At 72.9% G+C, this 20931-nt stretch carries 20 protein-coding genes; 14 read left to right on the top strand and 6 right to left on the bottom strand.

Features of this window, described 5'->3' with window-relative positions; genetic code table 11:
• Nucleotides 1-483 (bottom strand): PH domain-containing protein (locus GD970_RS15215; RefSeq protein ID WP_193314963.1); only part of this gene is annotated, 483 nt, incomplete at its 3' end.
• A gap of 269 nt (nucleotides 484-752) precedes the next feature.
• On the opposite strand from GD970_RS15215, the gene typA reads away from it, so the two are divergent.
• The 6 genes from typA (at nucleotide 753) to GD970_RS15185 (ending at nucleotide 8314) form a co-directional block, all read left to right on the top strand.
• Nucleotides 753-2672, top strand: a complete 1920-nt coding sequence (gene typA / locus GD970_RS15210; protein WP_152203747.1) for a translational GTPase TypA — start codon at nucleotides 753-755, stop codon at nucleotides 2670-2672.
• A gap of 185 nt (nucleotides 2673-2857) precedes the next feature.
• Complete coding sequence (locus tag GD970_RS15205) at nucleotides 2858-4027, top strand: PIG-L family deacetylase (protein WP_152203746.1); 1170 nt, start codon at nucleotides 2858-2860, stop codon at nucleotides 4025-4027.
• Nucleotides 4024-4434: a hypothetical protein gene (locus GD970_RS15200; protein WP_152203745.1), complete on the top strand. Its 411-nt coding sequence runs from the start codon at nucleotides 4024-4026 to the stop codon at nucleotides 4432-4434. The genes GD970_RS15205 and GD970_RS15200 overlap by 4 nt, the downstream gene beginning before the upstream one ends.
• Nucleotides 4427-4942 carry a flavin reductase family protein gene (locus GD970_RS15195; RefSeq protein WP_152203744.1) on the top strand — a complete coding sequence of 172 codons (516 nt, stop codon included), beginning with the start codon at nucleotides 4427-4429 and terminating at the stop codon, nucleotides 4940-4942. The genes GD970_RS15200 and GD970_RS15195 overlap by 8 nt, the downstream gene beginning before the upstream one ends.
• A 375-nt stretch (nucleotides 4943-5317) precedes the next feature.
• Nucleotides 5318-7816, top strand: coding sequence for a VanW family protein (locus GD970_RS15190; RefSeq protein WP_152203743.1), 2499 nt, complete (start codon nucleotides 5318-5320; stop codon nucleotides 7814-7816).
• 3 nt (nucleotides 7817-7819) lie between these two features.
• Nucleotides 7820-8314, top strand: coding sequence for a GNAT family N-acetyltransferase (locus GD970_RS15185; RefSeq protein ID WP_152203742.1), 495 nt, complete (start codon nucleotides 7820-7822; stop codon nucleotides 8312-8314).
• 113 nt (nucleotides 8315-8427) lie between these two features.
• Here the strand turns inward: GD970_RS15185 and GD970_RS15180 are convergent, their stop codons facing one another.
• Nucleotides 8428-8670, bottom strand: a complete 243-nt coding sequence (locus tag GD970_RS15180; RefSeq protein ID WP_152203741.1) for a putative acetyltransferase — start codon at nucleotides 8668-8670, stop codon at nucleotides 8428-8430.
• Nucleotides 8671-9049: 379 nt separating this feature from the next.
• On the opposite strand from GD970_RS15180, the gene fdxA reads away from it, so the two are divergent.
• The 3 genes from fdxA (at nucleotide 9050) to GD970_RS15170 (ending at nucleotide 11973) form a co-directional block, all read left to right on the top strand.
• Nucleotides 9050-9367 (top strand): ferredoxin, encoded by a 318-nt coding sequence (gene fdxA / locus GD970_RS22300; RefSeq protein WP_211489804.1) that lies wholly within the window; start codon nucleotides 9050-9052, stop codon nucleotides 9365-9367.
• 2 nt (nucleotides 9368-9369) lie between these two features.
• Nucleotides 9370-10512, top strand: a complete 1143-nt coding sequence (dapC, locus tag GD970_RS15175; RefSeq protein ID WP_211489803.1) for a succinyldiaminopimelate transaminase — start codon at nucleotides 9370-9372, stop codon at nucleotides 10510-10512.
• Nucleotides 10513-10671: 159 nt separating this feature from the next.
• A complete protein-coding gene (locus GD970_RS15170; protein WP_152203739.1) occupies nucleotides 10672-11973 on the top strand; it encodes a citrate synthase in 1302 nt (433 codons plus the stop codon).
• Nucleotides 11974-12148: 175 nt separating this feature from the next.
• On the opposite strand, the gene GD970_RS15165 is transcribed toward GD970_RS15170, so the two are convergent.
• Nucleotides 12149-13141: an ABC transporter substrate-binding protein gene (locus tag GD970_RS15165; RefSeq protein ID WP_170297251.1), complete on the bottom strand. Its 993-nt coding sequence runs from the start codon at nucleotides 13139-13141 to the stop codon at nucleotides 12149-12151.
• Between the two features lie 132 nt (nucleotides 13142-13273).
• Nucleotides 13274-13750: a MarR family winged helix-turn-helix transcriptional regulator gene (locus tag GD970_RS15160; RefSeq protein ID WP_152203737.1), complete on the bottom strand. Its 477-nt coding sequence runs from the start codon at nucleotides 13748-13750 to the stop codon at nucleotides 13274-13276.
• 147 nt (nucleotides 13751-13897) lie between these two features.
• On the opposite strand from GD970_RS15160, the gene GD970_RS15155 reads away from it, so the two are divergent.
• Genes GD970_RS15155 through GD970_RS15135 form a run of 5 tightly spaced genes read left to right on the top strand, consistent with a single transcriptional unit; the run spans nucleotide 13898 to nucleotide 18923 of the window.
• On the top strand, nucleotides 13898-14848 hold the full coding sequence (locus tag GD970_RS15155; RefSeq protein ID WP_152203736.1) for an SDR family oxidoreductase: 951 nt from the start codon (nucleotides 13898-13900) through the stop codon (nucleotides 14846-14848).
• Nucleotides 14845-15777 (top strand): amidohydrolase family protein, encoded by a 933-nt coding sequence (locus GD970_RS15150; protein WP_152203735.1) that lies wholly within the window; start codon nucleotides 14845-14847, stop codon nucleotides 15775-15777. The genes GD970_RS15155 and GD970_RS15150 overlap by 4 nt, the downstream gene beginning before the upstream one ends.
• The gene (locus GD970_RS15145; protein ID WP_152203734.1) at nucleotides 15770-17272 is read left to right on the top strand and encodes an acyl-CoA synthetase; all 1503 of its coding nucleotides are present in this window, start codon (nucleotides 15770-15772) and stop codon (nucleotides 17270-17272) included. Before GD970_RS15150 ends, GD970_RS15145 begins: the two co-directional genes overlap by 8 nt.
• A complete protein-coding gene (locus GD970_RS15140; RefSeq protein ID WP_152203733.1) occupies nucleotides 17269-17721 on the top strand; it encodes a MaoC family dehydratase in 453 nt (150 codons plus the stop codon). Before GD970_RS15145 ends, GD970_RS15140 begins: the two co-directional genes overlap by 4 nt.
• Nucleotides 17718-18923 (top strand): acyl-CoA dehydrogenase family protein, encoded by a 1206-nt coding sequence (locus tag GD970_RS15135; protein ID WP_226925374.1) that lies wholly within the window; start codon nucleotides 17718-17720, stop codon nucleotides 18921-18923. Before GD970_RS15140 ends, GD970_RS15135 begins: the two co-directional genes overlap by 4 nt.
• Nucleotides 18924-19020: 97 nt before the next feature.
• Here GD970_RS15135 and GD970_RS15130 read toward each other — a convergent pair whose 3' ends face one another.
• A complete protein-coding gene (locus GD970_RS15130) occupies nucleotides 19021-19692 on the bottom strand; it encodes a response regulator (RefSeq protein ID WP_152203732.1) in 672 nt (223 codons plus the stop codon).
• Entirely contained in the window at nucleotides 19689-20852 is a 1164-nt protein-coding gene (locus tag GD970_RS15125) for a sensor histidine kinase (protein WP_152203731.1), read from the bottom strand. The genes GD970_RS15130 and GD970_RS15125 overlap by 4 nt, the downstream gene beginning before the upstream one ends.
• Nucleotides 20853-20931 lie beyond the last annotated feature (79 nt).

Genomic DNA, 20931 nt, shown 5'->3' with positions numbered 1-20931 from the left:
GGCGGCGCCCGCCCGGCGGGCCAGCCGGTCCTCGACGACGGCGCCGACCGTCGCCGCGTCCCCGGCATGCCGCACCCGGCCGGCGCCCTCAAAGAGGTGGTCGGGCAGCTGCTCGGCCCGCCGCGCGCTGCGGGCGCGCCCCATGCCCGCGCGCGCCGGCGCCGCCCATGCGGTCACCGCGCCGTGGGCGGTGACCAGCCGCAGCCCCCAGCGGGTGTCCACCCGTTCGATCGCGCCCCACGGCACCTCCACGGTGCGCAGGACGTTGGCGAGGATGACGCCGTCGCCGCCCACCTCGACGCAAGGCCGCCAGAACACCGCCCAGCCGAAGACCGCCATCGCCAGGGGGATGGCGCCGTAGCGCACCACCTCCCCGATCCCGCCGTTGGCCCCGAAGGCGGCCAGCACGATGGCGGCCACCACCCAGGTGATGACCGCGTACACGCGCGCGGAGGTCGGTCGGAAGACGATGGTCGGGCCCACCGGCCCATCCTCCCCGATCGGGACGCCGCCGCCGCGCTCGTATGACCGCCGGGAACCCCCGCACTCGCGGGATGGAGGAAAGGCGGTACGGTCGAGGGGCCCGGCCGGGAGCGCGTGAGCCCACGCACACCGCCAGGGGGTGACGCAATGCGGGGGTGAACCGGTAGAATTGCGGTTTGGCGCCGGAGTATCCGGTGCCGGGCCCGCGGGCAGCGTCTCTCCTGCCGTCGGCGGTCGGCCCCTCATCTCCGATGAAATGAGCTCTGCGTATGCCTGTGCGCTCGGATCTGCGCAACGTCGCGATCGTCGCCCACGTCGACCACGGCAAGACCACCCTGGTGGACGCCATGCTGTGGCAGTCCGGCGCCTTCGGCGAGCACCAGCACGTCGACGAGCGCGCGATGGACTCCGGTGACCTCGAGCGCGAGAAGGGCATCACGATCCTCGCCAAGAACACCGCGGTGCACTACCGCGGCCCGGCCGCCCAGCGCGCCGGCCTGGAGGACGGGCTCGTCATCAACGTCGTCGACACCCCCGGCCACGCCGACTTCGGCGGCGAGGTCGAGCGGGCGCTGAGCATGGTCGACGGCGTCGTCCTGCTCGTGGACGCCTCCGAGGGCCCGCTGCCCCAGACCCGCTTCGTCCTGCGCAAGGCGCTGGCCGCCAAGCTGCCCGTCGTGCTCGTGGTCAACAAGGTCGACCGGCCCGACTCGCGCATCAGCGAGGTCGTCTCCGAGGCCCAGGACCTGCTCCTCGGCCTGGCCTCCGACCTCGCCGACGAGGTGCCCGACCTCGACCTCGACGCCATCCTCGACGTCCCGGTCGTCTACGCCTCCGCCAAGGCCCGCCGCGCCAGCCTCACCCAGCCCGCCGACGGCACGCTGCCGGACAGCGAGGACCTCGAGCCGCTGTTCGAGACGATCATCGAGCAGATCCCGGCGCCGTCCTACGACGAGGGCGCCCCGCTGCAGGCGCACGTGACCAACCTCGACGCCTCGCCGTTCCTCGGCCGCCTGGCCCTGCTGCGCATCCACAACGGCGAGCTGCACAAGGGCCAGACCGTGGCCTGGGCCCGCCACGACGGCACCCTGAAGAACGTGCGCATCTCCGAGCTGCTGCGCACCGAGGCGCTGGACCGCGTGCCCGCCGAGAGCGCGGCCGCGGGCGACATCGTCGCCGTCGCCGGCATCGAGGACATCACCATCGGCGAGTCGCTCGTCGACCCCGAGGACCCCCGGCCGCTGCCGCTCATCACGGTGGACGACCCGGCGATCTCCATGACCATCGGGATCAACACCTCCCCGCTGGCGGGTCGGGTCAAGGGCCACAAGCTCACCGCCCGGCAGGTCAAGGACCGCCTGGACCGCGAGCTCATCGGCAACGTCTCGCTCAAGGTGCTGCCCACCGACCGCCCCGACGCCTGGGAGGTCCAGGGCCGCGGCGAGCTGGCGCTGGCCATCCTCGTCGAGCAGATGCGCCGCGAGGGCTTCGAGCTCACCGTCGGCAAGCCGCAGGTGGTCACCCGCACCGTCGACGGCAAGAAGCACGAGCCGATGGAGCGCATGACCATCGACGTGCCCGAGGAGTACCTGGGCACCGTCACCCAGCTCCTGGCCGCGCGCAAGGGCCGCATGGAGACGATGTCCAACCACGGCACCGGCTGGGTGCGCATGGAGTTCGTCGTACCCGCCCGTGGCCTCATCGGCTTCCGCACCCGCTTCCTCACCGAGACCCGCGGCACCGGCATCGCCTCCTCGATCCACGAGGGCTACGAGCCGTGGCAGGGCACGATCGAGATGCGCAACACCGGCTCGCTGGTCGCCGACCGTGCCGGCGCCGTCACCCCCTACGCGATGATCAACCTGCAGGAGCGCGGCTCGTTCTTCGTCGAGCCCACCTCCGAGGTCTACGAGGGCCAGGTCGTCGGCGAGAACTCGCGCAACGAGGACATGGACGTCAACATCACCAAGGAGAAGAAGCTCACCAACATGCGCTCCTCCACGGCGGACAACTTCGAGAACCTCGTGCCGCCGCGCAAGCTGACCCTCGAGGAGTCCCTCGAGTTCGCCGCCGAGGACGAGTGCGTGGAGGTCACGCCCGAGATCGTGCGCATCCGCAAGGTCATCCTCGACTCCCAGGAGCGCTTCAGGGCCGCCTCGCGCAACCGCCGCGCCGCCGCCGCCGTCTGACGGTCCGGCGTCGCCGCCTGACGCCGCTCCGCGCGCGCCGGTGCGCTCGAGGACGCCGTTCCGCCGGCGTCCGCGCGTCCTCCCGAGAGGCCAGGTCCCACCGCCGTGGGCCTGGCCTCTCGGCGTCAGGGGGCGACGGCGCCCGTTTCGCTGGCGGGGTCGGGGTAAGCGGTCATGATGGAACCATGGCGTCGACACTGAGCACCAAAGAGGCGGAGCCGCCGACAGGTGGGGTGCTGGGGGTCTTCGCGCACCCCGACGACGAGACGATCACCGCCGGCGGCCTGCTCGCGGCGGCCGCCCGGGTCGGCCTGCCGACCACGGTCGTCGTCGGCACCCGGGGGGAGCGGGGCCAGGTCATCCCGCTGGACCTCGTCCATCTCGACGGCGACCCCGTCGGCCTGGCCCACCAGCGCACCCGCGAGCTCGCCCGCGCCTGCGCGGCCCTGGGGGTCCGCAGCCACTACTTCCTCGACGAGGTGCGCGGGCTCGCCGCCCGCCGGCCCGCCCGGTTCACCGACTCCGGCATGGTCTGGGTGCGCCCCGGCGTCGCCGGCCCGCTGCCCGACGCCGGCCCGGACGCCCTGAGCACCGTCCCGGTCGAGGTCGTCGCCCGCCTGCTCGCCGCCCGGCTGCGGGTGGAGCGGCCCCAGGTGGTCATCACCGAGGACCCGCGGGGCGGGTACGGCCACCCGGACCACGTCCACGTGCACCAGGTGACCATGCGCGCCGTCGAGCTCGCCCACGAGGCCAGCGAGGTCGACGACCCCGACGACCCGCTCGCCGGGCTGGAGCCCTGGCGGGTGCCCGTGGTGGTCTGGGTCGTCGCCCGCGAGGACCGGTACCGGGAGTCGCTGCAGTGGCTGACGGACAAGCTCACCCACGCCCCGCAGTTCGGCACCCGCGGCGACGTCCTGGCCACGCTGCCGCCGACGACGGAGATGCCCCCGTTCGTCTTCCCCCCGGAGAAGGTCGACGCGGTGGTGGACTACGCCGCCGTGCTGCCGGCCGTGATCTCCGCGCTGCGCGCGCACCGCAGCCAGCTCCAGGATGTCCAGCACGAGGAGGTGGCGCTGCCCAGCCAGCCCGCCCGCGGCTGGTTCGCCGTCGCCAACGGGCTGCTGCTGCCGCTCCTCGCCTCCACCGGCCTGCACCTGGTGCCCGGGTTCGACCGCGTCGACGACCTCTACGTCGCGCCCGTGCACCACAGCGTCACCGAGAAGCTCCCCGTGCTCGAGCGCTACAGCCTGGCGGGCACCTTCGGCCTGGCCCGTCTCGACGTGCGGGACCGCCTCGCCGACACGCGGGGCATCGAGCGCCTCGCCGCGTTCCTCGGGGTGAAGATCGTTCCATGAGGACTCGGGACCGCTCGGGCGCCGCGGTCGGCGTCGCGGCGGTGGTGCTGCTCGGCGTCGTCGTCGCCGGCTGCGGGACCATGCTGCACCGCTGGCAGCTCGGCGCCGTGCCGCTCGGGGTGGGGCTGGCGCTGCTCATGGTCCTGGTGGGCGGCGTCGTCGCGCGGGCGCTGATGGACATGGCCGGAGTGGTCCTGTACGGGCTGGCGGCCGTCCTCACAAGCCAGGTGATGACGTTCCTCGGGCCCGGCGGCGACGTCCTCGTGCCCTCGGGGGCGCCCAGCAGCGTGTGGCTCCTAGGGCTGCCCGTCGCGGCGGCCCTCGCGGCCGCGACCCCGAAGTCCTGGTACGCCGACCTCCCGGCGGGCGTGCGGCACCCCGCCCGACGCCACGGCCGCCATGAGTGAGGGGGCGGCGGTCCCCGACCCCGAGGAGCTCGTCGAGCGCTACCGGGCGACGATGGGCCGGCTCGCCGGGGGAGTGACCGTGGTGTCCGTGCGCGCCGGGCAGACGGACCTCGCCATGACGGCGACGGCGGTCGCCTCGGTGTCGCTGCGCCCGCCGATGGTGCTGTTCTGCGTGTACTCCGACGCCCGGCTGCGCGAGGCGCTCGACGACGTCGACACCTGGGCCATCAGCCTCGTCGACGCCGGCGCGCAGGTGGCCGCGGAGCGGCTGGCGATGCCCGGACGGCCCGCCATGGGCCAGCTCATCGGGGTGCCGCACCACCGCGGGCCGCTGTCCGGCGCCGCCCTGGTCGACCACGCGCAGGGGTGGCTGGAGTGCCGCACCGCCTGGATCAAGACCGCCGGCGACCACGACGTCGTCGTCGGGGAGGTCCTCGACGCCACGCTCGGCGCCACCGGCACCGGGGCGCTGGTGCACTACCTGGGACGGATCCGCCCCTTGTCGTGACGGCCGGGCGACGTGCCCGGTGTCCGGGGACGTGACCGGGATCTCGTTGACGTGACAGGCGCCGTCGATCGGAATGGACACGCCCGGTTCCGCGCACAGCGATCAATTGGTCACAGATTGATGAAGTGGCCCGTCCGCATGGGACGGGCCCGGGAACCGTTGCTTACCATGCTGAGGTCGTGCGCCCGGCGCGACGGGGAAGAGGAACAACAGCACGTGGCACAGGACTCTATGCCCGGCCGACACGGTGGGCCCTCCGGGGAACCGTTCGCCGGAGACGACGGCACCCGCACCACCCCCGACCAGCCCGGCGGTTCTGGACTGAACGATCTGGACGCGGTGCTCTCGGCCCGACGACCACACGATACAGCGGACGTGGACCGTCCGGGGAACGGCGACGGCGGCGCGCTCGCCGAGACCGACAGCGATCTGACCGACACCGCCGAAGGGGCTGCGGACCCTTCCGAGGACCGCGGCGCCGCACTCGAGGACGGGCCGGCCGCTCCTGAGCGCCCGGAGGCTGACGCCGAGGCCGAGGCCGAGGCCGAGGCCACCAAGGCCCCCCAGCGCGCCGATGAGGCCGATGCCGTCGCCGCGACGGCGGCTCCCGCGGAGCCGGAGCCGGCGTCTGCCGAGTCGGCCGAGCCGCGGGCTCCCGAGCGGGCCGAGCCGGCTGCTCCCGAGTCGGTCGAGCCGGTGGCTCCCCAGCACCCCGCCCCGGCGGAGGACGAGACCCAGGTCCTGCCCGTCGCCGACCGCCCGGCGGCGGAGACCCCGCCCGCCGAGGCGCACCCCGAGACCGAGGCGACGCCCGCGCCCGCCGCGGAAGAGACCGCGGCGATGCCGCCCGCGCCCGCCGCGGACCAGACCGCGGCGATGCCGCCCGCGCCCGCCGTGGACGAGACCGCGGCGATGCCGCCCGCCGCCGCGGACGAGACCACAGCGATGCCGCCCGCCGCCGCGGACGAGACCACAGCGATGCCGCCCGCGCCCGCCGCGGACCAGACCGAGGTGAGCCCGCCCGCGGAGCCCCCGGCCCCCGCCGCCGCGGCGCCGACGGAGCGGCTCAACCCCGTGAAGGACGAGCCCATGGCCCCTGCCTCCCCGCTCGCGCAGTTCCCGGCCCAGGCCGACGCACCCCGCAAGAGCCACAAGCGCGGCCTGGTCGTCGCCGCGATCGTCGTGGCCGTCGCCGCCGTCGCCTACGGGATCGGCGCCTGGTTCGTCGGCGACAAGGTGCCCAACGGCACCGTCGTCGCCGGCGTCTCGATCGGCGGGCTGCCCGCGGACGAGGCGCGCCAGCGGCTCGAGAGCGGCCTCGCGGACGTCCAGGGCGAGGTCGTGCCGGTGTCGATCGGAGGGGAGAACGTCTCCAGCATCGACCCCGCCGCCGTCGGCCTCGCGCTCGACGCCGACGCCACGCTCGACCGGCTCGTCGGCTTCTCCCTCGACCCGCGCGTGCTGTGGGGCCACATCTTCGGCCGCGGCGAGGCGCAGGCCGTGTCCACCGTCGACGAGGGCGCCCTGCACAAGGCCCTGGAGACAGCGGCCAGCGAGCTCGACGTCGCCCCGGTCGAGGGTGCGATCGCCTTCACGGGAGCCACGCCGGAGCCCACCGAGCCCGTGGCGGGCCGGTCGGTCGACGTCGAGGCCGCCCAGCAGCTCGTGCTGAGCGAGTGGCTCTCGGCCGAGCGCCCGATCGAGCTGCCCACCAAGGAGGTCCAGCCCGCCGTCAACGCGGCGGCGGTCGAGAAGGCCATGACCGAGCTTGCCCACCCGCTCGTCTCCGGGCCGGTGGCAGTGAGCGTGGAGGACAAGCTCGCGCAGCTCAGCCCCGAGACGCTCGCGGCGCACGCGAGCTTCGTCGATCACGACGGCGCCCTCGAGCTGGAGATGGACGGCGACGGCCTCGCCGAGGCCGTCCAGGAGGCGAACCCGGAGATCGGCGTGGCCGGCGAGGACGCGAAGATCATCCTCAACGCCAGCGCGCAGCCGGAGATCGTGCCCTCGACCTCGGGCCGGGGCCTGGACCCGAAGGAGCTCGCCCAGGCGGTGGCAACCGCCGGCACCTCCAGCGACCGCACCGCCACGGTGCAGCTCGTCGACGCCGAGCCGGAGTTCAGCACCGAGGACGCCCAGGCCCTCGGCATCAAGGAGATCATCGCCGACTTCTCCACGCCGATGCCGTACGACCCGGTGCGCACCAAGAACCTCGAGGTCGGCACGGCCAAGGTGACCGGCGTGATCGTCAAACCGGGGGAGGAGTTCTCCCTGCTCAAGGCGCTCGGCCCGATCACCGCGGCCAACGGGTACGTCTCCTCCGGCGTCGTCGAGGACGGCTTCTCCACCACCGCGCTCGGCGGCGGCCTCTCCCAGCTGTCCACCAACATGTACAACGTCGGCCTCATCTCCGGCATGGACGACGTCACCCACCAGCCGCACTCGCGCTGGTTCGACCGCTACCCGGCCGGCCGCGAGGCGACGCTGTGGGAGGGCCAGATCGACATGGTCTGGCGCAACAACACCGACTACGGGATCCTGGTCCACGCCTGGGTGGGTAACGGCCGCGTGCACACCCGGCTGTGGAGCACCAAGGTCTGGGACGTGAACGTCACGACGTCGGACCACTACAACATCACCAAGCCGACCACCGTCTACAACCCGGCGGAGAAGTGCATCGCCGAGTCCGGCGGGCAGTACGGCTTCACCGTCACCGTCACCCGGGAGCGCTCGCGCGCCGGCCAGGCGCCCGAGAGCCAGAAGTGGTCGTGGACCTACCAGCCGTGGAACAAGATCGTCTGCGGGGAGAAGCCCTCACCCAAACCGGAGCCGAGCCACAGCCCGTCCCCGAGTCCGGCGTCCTCGGAGGGCTGACCGATGAGCCACATCCGTCCCGTCCGGCCGGAGGACGTGCCGGTCATCCTCCAGCTCGTCCGCGACCTGGCGACCTACGAGCGCGAGCCCGACGCCGTCAAGGCCACCGAGGAGGGCCTGCACGCGGCGCTGTTCGGGCCCGCGCCCGCGGTCTTCGCCCACGTGGCGGAGGACGACGGCGAGGTCCAGGGCTTCGCGCTGTGGTTCCGGAACTTCTCCACATGGGAGGGCGTGCACGGGATCTACCTCGAGGACCTCTACGTGCGCCCCGAGGCGCGCGGTCGCGGGCACGGCCGGGCGCTCCTGCGGACCCTGGCGCAGATCGCGGTCGAGCGCGGTTACGCCCGGGTGGAGTGGGCGGTGCTGGACTGGAACGAGCCGTCCATCGGGTTCTACCGGAGCCTGGGCGCGCGCCCGCAGGACGAGTGGACCACCTTCCGTCTCACCGGCGAGGCGCTGGCGGAGTTCGGCGCCGAGAACGCCGGGGTCCGCGCCTGAGAGCCTGACCGCGCGCGCCGGCGTGCCGCGCCGCGTCGGGCGTACCGGGCCACGGCCGGCGTGCCGGACGCGGTCCGGACGCCGGCTCAGCGCGGCGTCGAGCGAGCACGTGCTCAGCGCGCAGGCGGGGCCACCCGCGGCGGGGGCGGCACCCGCTTGCCCGTGACCATCAGCTCGGCGGGCACCTCCACGTCCCCGCGCCGGGTACGCACGAGGACGCCGTCGGGCCGCACCTCGAGCAGGTCGCCCAGCGCGTCGGAGTACCCGCCCTCGACGCGGTAGCGCACCACGACCCGCTCGCCCACGCTCCATTCCAGCCAGGGCAGCGGGCGAGGGGCGTCAGCGGCGGGCGTCATGCGCCCAGCCTGCCCCTCGGCGCCGCGCCCAGGAAAATCGGCGCCCGCCCCGCGCGTGCCATGGCCCCGAGGTGCGTCAGGGCCAGGGGGCACGGCGATTGTGACGATATTGCGATGATCGGGGTGTCGTGGCAGCAGTTTCGTCGCACTCGGGCTCGATCCGCCCGGGGCGCGGGCCGGGGCCGGGGCCGGAGCCGGAAAGCGGGACGGGCCCGGGGACGAGTGCGACGCGACGGCGGCCCTCGCGCGGCCGGGCGCCGCGCGCAGCGCGCCCGAGGACAGGCGCAGGTTCGTGCACCGCCACGGACTTGCGGGATACTGGGGGCCGACGTCGCCATGGGCGCCACCGCGCCGTGGCCAGCGAGGAAAGGAAGCTTCCGTGACCTACGTGATCGCCCAGCCGTGTGTGGACGTCAAGGACCGGGCCTGCGTGGACGAGTGTCCGGTCGACTGCATCTACGAGGGCAAGCGGATGCTGTACATCCACCCCGACGAGTGCGTGGACTGCGGCGCCTGCGAGCCGGTGTGCCCGGTCGAGGCGATCTTCTACGAGGACGACACGCCCCAGATCTGGTCGGACTACTACCGCGCCAACGTCGAGTTCTTCAACGACCTCGGCTCCCCGGGCGGCGCGGCGAAGATGGGCGTCATCGACAAGGACGACCCGATGATCGCCGCCCTGCCCCCGCAGGCCTGAGCGTGCCGCTCCACGGCCGCGCGCTGCCCGACTTCCCCTGGGACTCGCTCGCGCCGGCGAAGACCCGCGCCGCGGCGCACCCGGGCGGCATCGTCGACCTCTCCGTCGGCACGCCCGTCGACCCGACCCCCGCCGTCGCCCAGGAGGCGCTGCGGGAGGCCGCCAACGCCCCGGGCTACCCCCAGACCGTCGGCACGCTCGCCCTGCGCGAGGCCGTCGTCGCCTGGTTCGCCCGGCGCCGGGGCGTGCCGGACCTCGGCGTCGACGGCGTCCTGCCCACCCTGGGCTCGAAGGAGATGGTGGCCCTGCTGCCGGCCCTGCTCGGGCTGGGGGAGGGCGACGTCGTCGTCCACCCGCGGGCGGCCTACCCCACCTACGACGTCGGCGCCCGGCTGGCCGGGGCCACCCCGGTCCCGGTGGGCGAGGACCCCACCACCTGGCCCGAGCGCACGCGGTTGGTCTGGCTGAACTCCCCGGGCAACCCCGACGGGCACGTGCTCGGCGTGGACCAGCTCGCCGCGGTGGTGGCCTGGGCGCGCGAGCGCGGCGCCGTCGTCGCCTCCGACGAGTGCTACGCCGAGCTGCCCTGGCGCGCGCCGTGGACCGAAGAGGGGGTGCCCTCGCTGCTCGACCCGCGGGTGACCGGCGGGGACCACGCCGGCCTGCTGGCGCTGTACTCCCTGAGCAAGCAGTCCAACCTCGCCGGGTACCGGGCCGCGTTCGTGGCCGGGGACCCCGCCCTGGTCGGCCCGCTGACCGAGGTGCGCAAGCACGCGGGGATGATCGTGCCGTTCCCCGTCCAGGCCGCCATGACCGCCGTCCTCGCCGACGACGCCCACGTGGCAGCCCAGCGCGAGCGCTACCGCGCCCGGCGCGAGGTGCTGCTCGGCGCCGTCGAGGCGGCCGGGCTGGCGCTGGACCCCGCCACGGCCGCCGGCCTGTACCTGTGGGTGCGCGCCGCCGGGCGCGACGACGTCGGCTCCTGGGAGCTCGTCGACGCCCTGGCCCACCGCGGCATCCTCGTGGCGCCGGGCAGCTTCTACGGCCCCCACGGCGAGGGCTACGTGCGGGTGGCGCTGACGGCCACGGACGAGCGGGTGGCGGCGGCCGCGGACCGGCTGGGCGGGGGCGGACGCCTGTTCTGAGGCCCTTTGTGCCGGGGGTCACAAACCGGGCGAATTCGAGCGGCGCCCTCGCGATGGCCTATCGTTGTGTGTCGGATCACGCCCCCCTCGGGCACCACCGGAGCCCGGGGGTTCGCAACGAGGCGCTCGTCAGAGGGCCACATCCCGAGGAGGGGACACATGTCGATTGCCGAGCAGAGCGCGGCAGCAACATTCGAGGTAGACGGCAAGGCGCTCCAGTTCGAACGCGTCCACGCGGTCGAGGGCAACGACGGGGTCAACATCTCCTCCCTGCTCAAGCAGACCGGGCTGGTCACGCTGGACCCGGGCTTCATGAACACGGCGTCGACGACGTCGGCGATCACCTACATCGACGGCGACAAGGGCATCCTGCGCTACCGCGGCTACCCGATCGACCAGCTGGCCAAGGACTCCACCTTCCTGGAGGTGGCCTACCTGCTCATCTACGGCGAGCTGCCGGACACCGAGACCCTCGAGGCGGTCACCCGCCGCATCAAGCGGCACACCATCCTGCACGAGGACTTCAAGGCCTTCTTCACCGCCTTCCCCGCCAACGGCCACCCGATGGCCATCCTGCAGTCGGGCATCTCCGCGCTGGCGACGTACTACCAGCACACGCTCGACCCCAAGGACCACTACCAGGTCGAGCTGGCCACGGTGCTCCTCATGGCGAAGGTGCCGACGATGATCGCGTCGATCGCCAAGCGCGCCACCGGCCTGCCGCTGCTCTACCCCGACGCGTCGAAGTCCTACATCGAGGACTTCATCCGCATGACGTTCGGCCTGCCCTACCAGCGCCACGACATCGACCCGGCCATCGTCAAGGCCCTCGACATGCTGCTCATCCTCCACGCCGACCACGAGCAGAACTGCTCCACGTCGACCGTGCGCATGGTGGGCTCGGCGCACGCGAACATCTACGCCTCCGTGGCCGCCGGCGTCGGCGCGCTGTCCGGACCGCTGCACGGCGGCGCCAACGAGGCCGTGCTGGAGATGCTCAGCCGCATCCAGTCCGGCGGCGACACCGTCGAGCAGTTCATGACCAAGGTCAAGAACAAGGAGGACGGCGTCCGCCTCATGGGCTTCGGCCACCGGGTCTACAAGAACTACGACCCGCGCGCCGCCATCGTCAAGGAGGCCGCCCACGACGTCCTGCAGCGCCTGGGCAAGAACGACGAGCTGCTCGACATCGCCATGGGCCTGGAGGAGATCGCCCTCCACGACGAGTACTTCATCGAGCGCAAGCTCTACCCGAACGTGGACTTCTACACCGGCCTGATCTACAAGGCCATGGGCTTCCCGACCCAGATGTTCACCCCGCTGTTCGCCCTGGGCCGCCTGCCCGGCTGGATCGCCCAGTACCGCGAGATGATCGAGGACCCGACGACGAAGATCGGCCGGCCGCGCCAGGTCTACACCGGCTCGCCCGAGCGGCAGTACGTCGCGATCGACCAGCGCTGACGCCTAGGCGCCCCGACGACGGCGAAGGCCCCGACCAGTGGTCGGGGCCTTCGCCGTCGGTCTCCGGGCTCCCGCGCGCGGTCGCTCGTGCGGCACCCGAGGAGGCTCGGCCGGAAACACCGGTGCCGCCGCGCCACGTGGGCTGCGGCGGCACCGAGGCATGCCGAGGCGGTGGTCAGGACTTCGGCATGAACGTGTCCATGTCGACCTTGTTCTTGAGGATGCCGTCCTGCAGCGCGAGGTCGGCGAGGGTCTGCAGCGCGTCGCGGTCCATCTGCCCGCGGAAGTCCTCGATGAGCACCTTCTGCGCGAGCTCCGGCTTCATGTCCAGGAACGTCGTCAGGGTCTCCCGGACCTCGTCGGGGTGCTCCTGGGCGTACGCGGTGACGTCGTCGACCGCCGCGGCGAAGTTGTCGACCAGCTCGGGGTCCTGCTTCGCGAGCTTGCCGGAGGTGAAGACGGCCATGGTGGGCACGCCCGGCATCGTCTCCTGGTAGTTGTACGCCACGAGCTTGTCGCCGGCGTCCTTGAAGATCGTCTGGAACGGCTCGGGCACCCAGGCGGCGTCGATGTTGCCGGCGTCGAGGGCGGCGGGCATGTCGGGGAAGCCGAGCTCGACGAAGTCGATGCTGTCGGGGTCGCCGCCGGCCTTCTTGACGACCTCGCGGATGCTCACCTCGCCCTGGGTCTTGAGGTTGTTGACGGCGACGGTCTTGCCGGACAGGTCCGCCGGGGACTCGATGCCCGAGTCCGGCTTGGTCCACACGGAGGTGATGTCGTCGCCCTCCTTGAGGGCGTGCGAGTAGCCGGTGACGACCTGGACATCGAGCCCCTGGTCCTGGGCGAGCATGAGGCTGAGCGGGTTGGAGATGGCGAACTGCATCTGGCCGGAGACGACGGCGGGCAGCAGCGCCGCGCCGCCCTGGCCGGTCTCCAGGGACACGTCGAAGCCGTGCTCCTTGAAGATGCCCTTGTCCACGCCGAGCTGGAGGGCCGCGCTGGGAACGATGGGCAGGACGCCCATCTTGATCTCGGTGGTCTCCGACCCGCCGGCCGAGCTGCTCTCGGTGCCGGCCGCGGGGGTGGTGGCGTCGTCGTTGCCGCCGCCGGAGCAGGCCGTCAGGGCGAGGAGAACCCCCGCCGTCAGGACACACATCCTTGTGCGCATGCTGTTCCTTTCCTTCATCTGTGGAGGGAGGTGGTGGTGCTTGTCGGTGCGTCGGGTGCTGCGGTCGTGCTGTCGGTATCGGCGTCGGTGTCGGTATCGGTCGCGGTGTCGGTATCGGGTGGCCGGTGTCGGTCAGCTGGCCTGCCCGAGCCGGTCGGCCCCGGCGGTGCGGGCACTCCCAGGGGTGACGACGCGCTGCAGCAGCAGGCGCAGGGTCTGCCGCTCGTCGTCGTCGAGGCCGGCGAGCAGCTCGTCGATCGAGCCGTCGATGCGCTCGCGGGCCTGGGCGTAGAGCTCGCGCCCCGGCCCGGTGATGACGACGGACTTCTGCCGGCGGTCCGAGACGTGCGGGCGCCGTTCGGCGAGGGTGCGCCGCTCGAGCCCGTCGACGAGGGCGACGATCTGGCTGGGGTCGAGCCGCAGGGCGTCGGCGAGCTCGCGCTGGCTCACGCCGTCGGTGGTGGCGAGCAGCTCGAGCAGGGAGTAGGACCGGCTGTTGAGGTCCAGCGGCGCCAGTGCCGTGTTGGCGGCGGCGACGCCTTGGGCGCTCGCCAGGGACAGCAGCAGGCCGATGTTCTCGGGCGCGGTCGTCTCCTGGCGTCGTTGCATGTCCCGGAGCCTAGGGGCAATGATTAAGGACGTCAATGATTGACGACTTCCACAATCTGTGGTCACACTGTGAGGGACGTCGCAGATGCCGTCGCGGGCGCCGCCCGCAGGAGCACCAGCGGTCAACGAGGACACCAAGGAGCGGACATGAGCCTGACCGGAAAAGTCGCCATCGTCACCGGCAGCGGCCGGGGCCTGGGCCTGGCCTACGCCAAGGAGCTGGCCCGCCAGGGCGCGCGCGTCGTCGTCAACGACGTCGACCAGCAGGTCGCCGACGACGCCGTCGCGGCCATCACCGCCGGCGGCGGGGAGGCCGTCGCGGTGGTCGCCCCCGTCGGGTCCACCGAGACCGCCAAGGCGCTGGTGGCCGCCGCCGCGGAGAGCTTCGGCCGCCTGGACATCCTCGTCACCAACGCCGGGGTGCTGCGCGACACCGTGCTGTGGAAGATGTCCGACGAGGACTTCGACACCGTCGTCAACGTCCACCTGCGCGGCACCTTCACCTGCGTGCGCGAGGCCGCGACCTACCTGCGCGAGCAGGGCGAGGGCGGCCGCATCATCTGCATCGGCTCCCCGACCGGCCAGCGCGGCAACTTCGGCCAGACCAACTACGCCGCCGCCAAGGCCGGCATCGTCGGCATGGTCCGCACCTGGGCGATGGAGCTGGCCCGCGCCAACATCACCGCCAACGCGGTCATCCCGGTCGCCGCCACCGCCATGACCGAGACGGTGCCGTTCTTCAAGCAGTTCGTCGACGCCGCCGCCCGCGGGGAGCAGATGCCGCCCTTCGCCCGCCGCGTCCTGGGCTTCGGCACCCCCGACGACGTCGCCGGGGTCATCGCCTTCCTCGCCTCCGACGCCGCGGCCGGCATCAGCGGCCAGGCGGTCGGCGTGGGCGGGGACCGCCTCGCCCTGTGGTCCCACCCGCAGGAGGTGGCCACCGCGTTCCAGGACGGCGGCTGGTCCTACGACCAGCTCACCGAGGACTTCGACTCCCTGTTCGGCCAGGTGCTCCAGAGCGTCGGCCAGCCCATGCCGCAGCCCCCGGCCGAGCAGAAGGCGGGGCAGGCCCCGACGGAGAAGGCCGAGCAGCGATGACCCGATACGAGTGCGCGGTCGACCCGGCCGCCGTCGTCGCCGTCGACACCCACGTGCACGTGGAGAAGGACCACCACGGCCACCTCTCCCTGCCGGGGGAGGTGCTCGACGCGGCCGCGAAGTACTTCAAGGCGCCCACCGACCGGATGACCATCGACGAGACGGCGCAGTACTACCGCGAGCGGCAGATGGCCGCCGTCGTGTTCACCGTCGACGCCACCACCAAGCTCGGCCACGCCCCGAACAGCACCGAGGAGATCGCCGAGGGCGCCGCCCGCAACAACGACGTCCTCATCCCGTTCGGCTCCGTCGACCCGCACGCGGCCGACGCCGTCGACCGGGCCCGGCGCCAGGCGGAGGAGCTCGGGGTGCGCGGGTTCAAGTTCCACCCCTCGCTCCAGGACTTCGACCCCTCCGACGAGCGCTGGTTCCCGCTCTACGCCGTCATCGAGGAGTACCGCCTCCCGACGATCTTCCACACCGGCCAGACCGGCATCGGCGCGCGCATGCCGGGCGGGTTCGGGATCAAGCTGGGGCTGTCGAACCCCATGCTGCTCGACGTCGTCGCGGCCACCTTCCCGCAGATGGACATCATCATGGCCCACCCCTCGGTGCCCTGGCAGGACGAGGCGATCGCGGTGGCCGGGCACAAGGGCAACGTCTACATCGACCTGTCGGGCTGGTCGCCGAAGTACTTCCCGCCCGCCCTGGTCAAGCAGGCGAACTCCCTGCTGCAGGACAAGGTCCTCTTCGCCTCGGACTTCCCGCTGCTGACCCCCGAGCGCTGGCTCAAGGACTTCGCCGCCCTCGACCTCAAGGACGAGGTGCGCCCGAAGATCCTCAAGGACAACGCCGTGCGGCTGCTCGGCCTCGCCTCCGCCGCGGACCCGGCCGCGCCCGCCTCGGCCCGGGGTGAGAGCGGTGCGTGACCTCGGCATCGGCTCCTGGCCGGCGCGACGGGTCAAGAACGGCGCGGACCGGGCCGCGCTGGTCTACGGCGACCGCGTGGACACCTACGCCGACGTCGAGCGGCGCACCCGCCAGCTGGCCAACGCCCTGCGCGCCGCCGGCGTGCGGCGCGGCGACCGGGTGGCCTACGTGGGGTTCAACCACCCCTCGCTGCTGGAGACGTTCTTCGCCACCGCCCAGCTCGGCGCGATCTGGGTGATCATCAACGCCCGGCTCGCCCCCGCCGAGGTCGAGTACATCCTCACCGACTCCGGCGCGTCGGTGGTGGTCCACGGCGCCGAGCACGCGGAGCACGCCGCGCGCCTCGCCCACCTCGAGGGCGTGCGGTGGATCGGCGTCGAGGACGGCTTCGAGGAGTTCCTCGCCGCCGGCGGCACCGACGTCATCGACGAGCAGGTCGGCTGGGACGACCCGGCGATGATCATGTACACCTCGGGCACCACCGGCCGGCCCAAGGGCGCCACACACACCCACGGGTCACTGAGCTTCCAGTACTTCACCGCCCTGGTGGACACCGACTTCCTCCGCGACGAGGTCATGCTCGCCGTCGCCCCGCTGTTCCACGTGGCCGGGCTGAACACGATGACCATGCCGACCTTCCTCAAGGGCGGGAAGATCATCATTCAGCACGGCTTCAAGCCCACCACGGTGCTCGAGACCATCGCCGCTGAGGGCGTGACGTCGATGTTCGCCGTCCCGGCGATGATGGACGCCCTCGCCCTCGAGCCGACCTTCCCCGGGACGGACCTGTCCAGCCTGCGCAACGTCCTCGTCGGCGGCTCGCCGCTGCCCGACCGGATGCTGCGCACCTGGGCCGACCGCGGAGTCGCCGTCCAGCAGGGCTTCGGCATGACCGAGACCGCGCCGGGGATCTACCTGCTGCTCAACGAGGACGCGTTCCGCAAGTCCGGCTCGGCCGGCCGCCCGCACTTCTGGGTGGAGGGCCGCGTGGTCACCCCCGACGGGCGCGACGTCGCGCCGGGGGAGATCGGCGAGGTCATCGCCCAGGGCCCCAACGTCATGCGCGGGTACTGGAACAAGCCCGAGGCCACCGCCGAGGCGATCCGCGACGGCTGGTACCACACCGGCGACCTGGCCACCGTCGACGAGGACGGCTACGTCTACATCAAGGACCGGCTCAAGGACATGTTCATCTCCGGCGGGGAGAACGTGTACCCGGCCGAGGTGGAGAACGCCCTGCTCGACATCCCCGGCGTCGCCGAGGCCGCCGTCATCGGGGTGGCCCACCCCAAGTGGGGCGAGGTCGGCCACGCCTACGTCGTCCTCGCCGAGGGCGCCACCCTCACCCCCGACGACGTCGTCGCCGCCCTCGACGGGCGCCTGGCGCGCTACAAGATCCCCAAGGACGTCGTCTTCGTCGACCAGCTCCCGCGCACCGCGACGGGCAAGCTCCAGAAGCACCTCATCCGCACCCGACTCGAGGAGACCGCATGACCACCACCGTGACGTTCCAGGACCTGCCCGGCCTCGCCGGCACCGACCTCGGCTTCTCCGGCTACCGCGAGATCACCCAGGAGCAGGTCAACCTCTTCGCCGACGCCACCGACGACCACCAGTGGATCCACGTCGACCCCGAGCGCGCCAAGGACGGCCCGTTCGGCGCCCCCATCGCCCACGGCTACCTCAGCCTGTCGCTGATCATCCCCTTCTCCGAGGAGCTGCTCGACGTCGAGGGCGTGACCACCAAGGTCAACTACGGCCTGGACAAGGTGCGCTTCCCCTCCCCGGTCAAGGTCGGCTCGCGGGTGCGGATGGGCTCCACGGTCCGCGAGGTCACCGAGGTGCCCGGCGGGTACCAGCTCACCCTGGACAACGTCATCGAGGTCGAGGGCGGTACCAAGCCGGCGGTCGCGGCGACCACCCTGTTCCGGTTCTACGCGTGAGCGCCGGCGCCGTGACGGTGCTGGAGACGACGAGGCGGCTGTACGAGGCGATCGACCCCTACGGCTACGAGTCGCTGCTCAGCGACCCCGAGCGGGCGGTGCTGGGGCGGCTGCGCGAGGTGCTCGAGCGCGACGTGAGGCCGCTGGTCAACGACCACTGGGACCGGGCGGAGTTCCCCCACGCGATCCGCGGGCCGCTCGAGGCGCTGGACCTCATGGCCCCGCCGGAGCTGGGCGTGGAGACCAGCGCGCTCTACCGCGGCTTCCGCATGCTCGAGCTGGCCCGCACCGACGTGTCCGTGGCGGTGTTCTACGGCGCCCAGGCCACGCTGTTCCGCAACAGCGTGCTGCTCGGCGGGTCGCCCGCGCAGGCGGCCGAGCTCGACGAGGGCGTGCGCAGCTGGGCGATCAAGGGCGTCTTCGCCCTCACCGAGCCCGACCACGGCAGCGACGTCGCCCGCGGGCTGGCCACCACCGCCCGCCGCGACGGCGACGGGTGGGTGATCAGCGGCGCCAAGCGGTGGATCGGGGGAGCGGAGTACGCCGACCTCATCACCGTCGTCGCCCGCGACGAGGCCGACGGCGAGGTCAAGGCCTTCCTCGTCGACCGCCACGCGCCGGGGGTCACCGTGGAGCAGATCCCGCGGAAGATGGCCCTGCGGATCGTCAACAACGGGCACATCACCCTCGACCGCGTGCGGGTCCCCGAGGCCCGGCGGCTGCAGCGGGTGAACTCCTTCCGCGACGTCAACCGGCTGCTGCGGTCCATGCGGGCCGACGTGTCCTGGCTGGCCACCGGCGCCCAGGCCGGCGCCTACGAGGCCGCGGTGCGCTACACCCTGGCGCGCGAGCAGTTCGGCCGGCCCATCGCCGGCTACCAGCTCGTCCAGGACAAGCTCGCCACCATGCTCGGCAACCTCACCGCCTCCCTGGGGATGGCGGTGCGGCTGAGCCAGCTCGAGGACGGCGGCGGCTACAGCGACGCCGACGCCGCGCTGGCCAAGGGCTGGATCGCCAGGCGCACCCGCGAGACGGTCGCGCTGGCGCGGGAGGTGTGCGGCGGCAACGGCATCACCCTGGACACCGACGTGGCCCGGTTCTTCGCCGACGCCGAGGCGATCTACACCTTCGAGGGCACCAACGAGATCAACCAGCTCGTCGTGGGCCGGGCGATCACCGGGCTGAGCGCGTTCGTGCGCTGAGGCGCCCGCCGGCCCCTGGCTCGCCCGAGGTGGTAGGGCGACACCGGTGAGGTCGGTGCCTGACGCGCGGCGTGAGGGGCCCGCGGAGCCTGGGGCGTCAGGTGGCCTCGCCGACCTGGACCAGGCCGGACTCGTAGGCCAGGACGGCGATCTGGACGCGGTCGCGCAGGTGGAGCTTGGCCAGCAGCCGCGACAGGTAGGTCTTCACGGTCGCTTCGCTGAGGAACAGCTCGGCGCCGATCTCGGCGTTGGACAGTCCGCGTGCCACCAGGCGCGCCACGTCCCGCTCGCGCTCGGTGAGGTCGGCAAGCGCGGGCGGCAGCGTCCCGGCCGGTGGCCGCCGCGTGAACTGGTTCAGCAGGCGCGTGATCAGGGCGGGCGCGAGCATCTGCTCGCCGCGGGCGACCACGTGCACGGCGTGCGCGAGGTCCTCTGGGGAGACGTCCTTGAGCAGGAAGCCCGCCGCCCCGGCCCGGACGGCGGCATAGACGTACTCGTCCAGGTCGAACGTCGTCAGCGCCAGGATCCGCGGCGCCGGGTCAGCACCGGACAGGATGCGCCGGGTCGCCTCGATGCCGTCCAGGCGCGGCATCCGCACGTCCATGAGGACGACGTCGGGACGGTGCTCCGCCGTCATCGCGACCGCCTCGAGCCCGTCACCCGCCTCGCCGACGACGGCGTACCCGGCGCGCTCGAGGATCAGCCGGAAGCCGGCGCGGACCAGCTCCTGGTCGTCGACGACGAGGACCGTCGTGGGCGGGGCGCTCACGGACCCGCCACGGGGAGGACGGCGCGGACGGTGTAGCCGCCGGGGGTTGCGGTGGTCTCGAGCCGCCCGCCGTACATCGAGGCGCGTTCACGCATGCCGATCAGGCCGTGCCCCGCGGACCCGTGCGGCGCCGTGGCCGGCCCGCCGTGACCGTTGTCCGTCACCTCGAGCTCGAGCGCCCCCGGGCCGTACCTCAGCAGGACGCGCGCGTGGCTGGCGGCGGCATGGCGGCGCACGTTGGTCAGGGCCTCCTGGGCGATCCGGTACACCGCCAGTCCCAGGCCCGCCGGGAGCGCCACCGGCGTGCCGTGGACCTCGAGGTCGACGGCGAGGCCCGGGGCGCGCGCCTGCTCCACGAGGGACGGCAGGCCGGCGACGTCCGGCTGCGGTGCGAGCTCACCGGCCGCGTCCGGCTGACGCAGCATGGCGACCACGCGGCGCATCTCGGCCAGGGCGCCGGTGCCGGTCGTCCGGATGGTGGCGAGCGCCTCGCGGACGTGCCGCGGGTCGTCGGCGACGACCTGCTCGGCGGCGCCGGCCTGGACCACCATCACGCTGACCGAGTGGGCGACGACGTCGTGCAGCTCGCGGGCGATGCGGGCCTGCTCGTCCGCCAGGGCGGCGAGGGTTCGCTCGCGGCTGGTGGTCTCGACCTCCGCGGCGCGCAGCGCGGCGGCGACGGCGCGGTCCTCGGACAGCCGGAGCCCGCGGCCGATGAGGCTGGCCAGGACCAGGAAGCCCCAGTGGAAGATGATCTCGCCGGGTTCCTGGAGCCACTCGATCGTCAGGTCGGCGAGCGCCATGAAGGCCGCTGCCGCCAGCAGCCCGACCCAGACCACCCGGCCTCGCCCGTGCCGGGCGACGGAGTAGACGAGGAAGGTCAGCGGCACCAGCTGACCGAAGAACAGGATCTGCACCGAACCGCCGGTCAGGACGCCGATGACCGGCCACACCAGCAGCGCCAGCAGCGAGACGGCGGGTCGGGTGCGCCGCTGGGTGAGGAAGGCCGCGAAGGCCACGATCCCCGCCGAGCTGACGACGCGAGATCCGGAGCCCGAGGCGGAGACGAGGGGCACCCACACCTCGACCAGCCCGACGGTCGCGACCAGACCCGCGACCACCAGGTCGGTGACCGAGTTCCACGGCTGCCGGCGCTCCACGCCGCTCAGCGTAGGAGGCGAGGGGCGTGCCCGGCGTCATTCCGGGGTTGACTGCCCGGTCAACCGGGGATGTGCGGAG

This window comes from Georgenia thermotolerans (genome assembly GCF_009193185.1).
Lineage (GTDB): Bacteria > Actinomycetota > Actinomycetes > Actinomycetales > Actinomycetaceae > Georgenia > Georgenia thermotolerans.
Note: the sequence above shows the minus strand (reverse complement) of the source record. Positions and strands in the feature narration are given on the sequence as shown.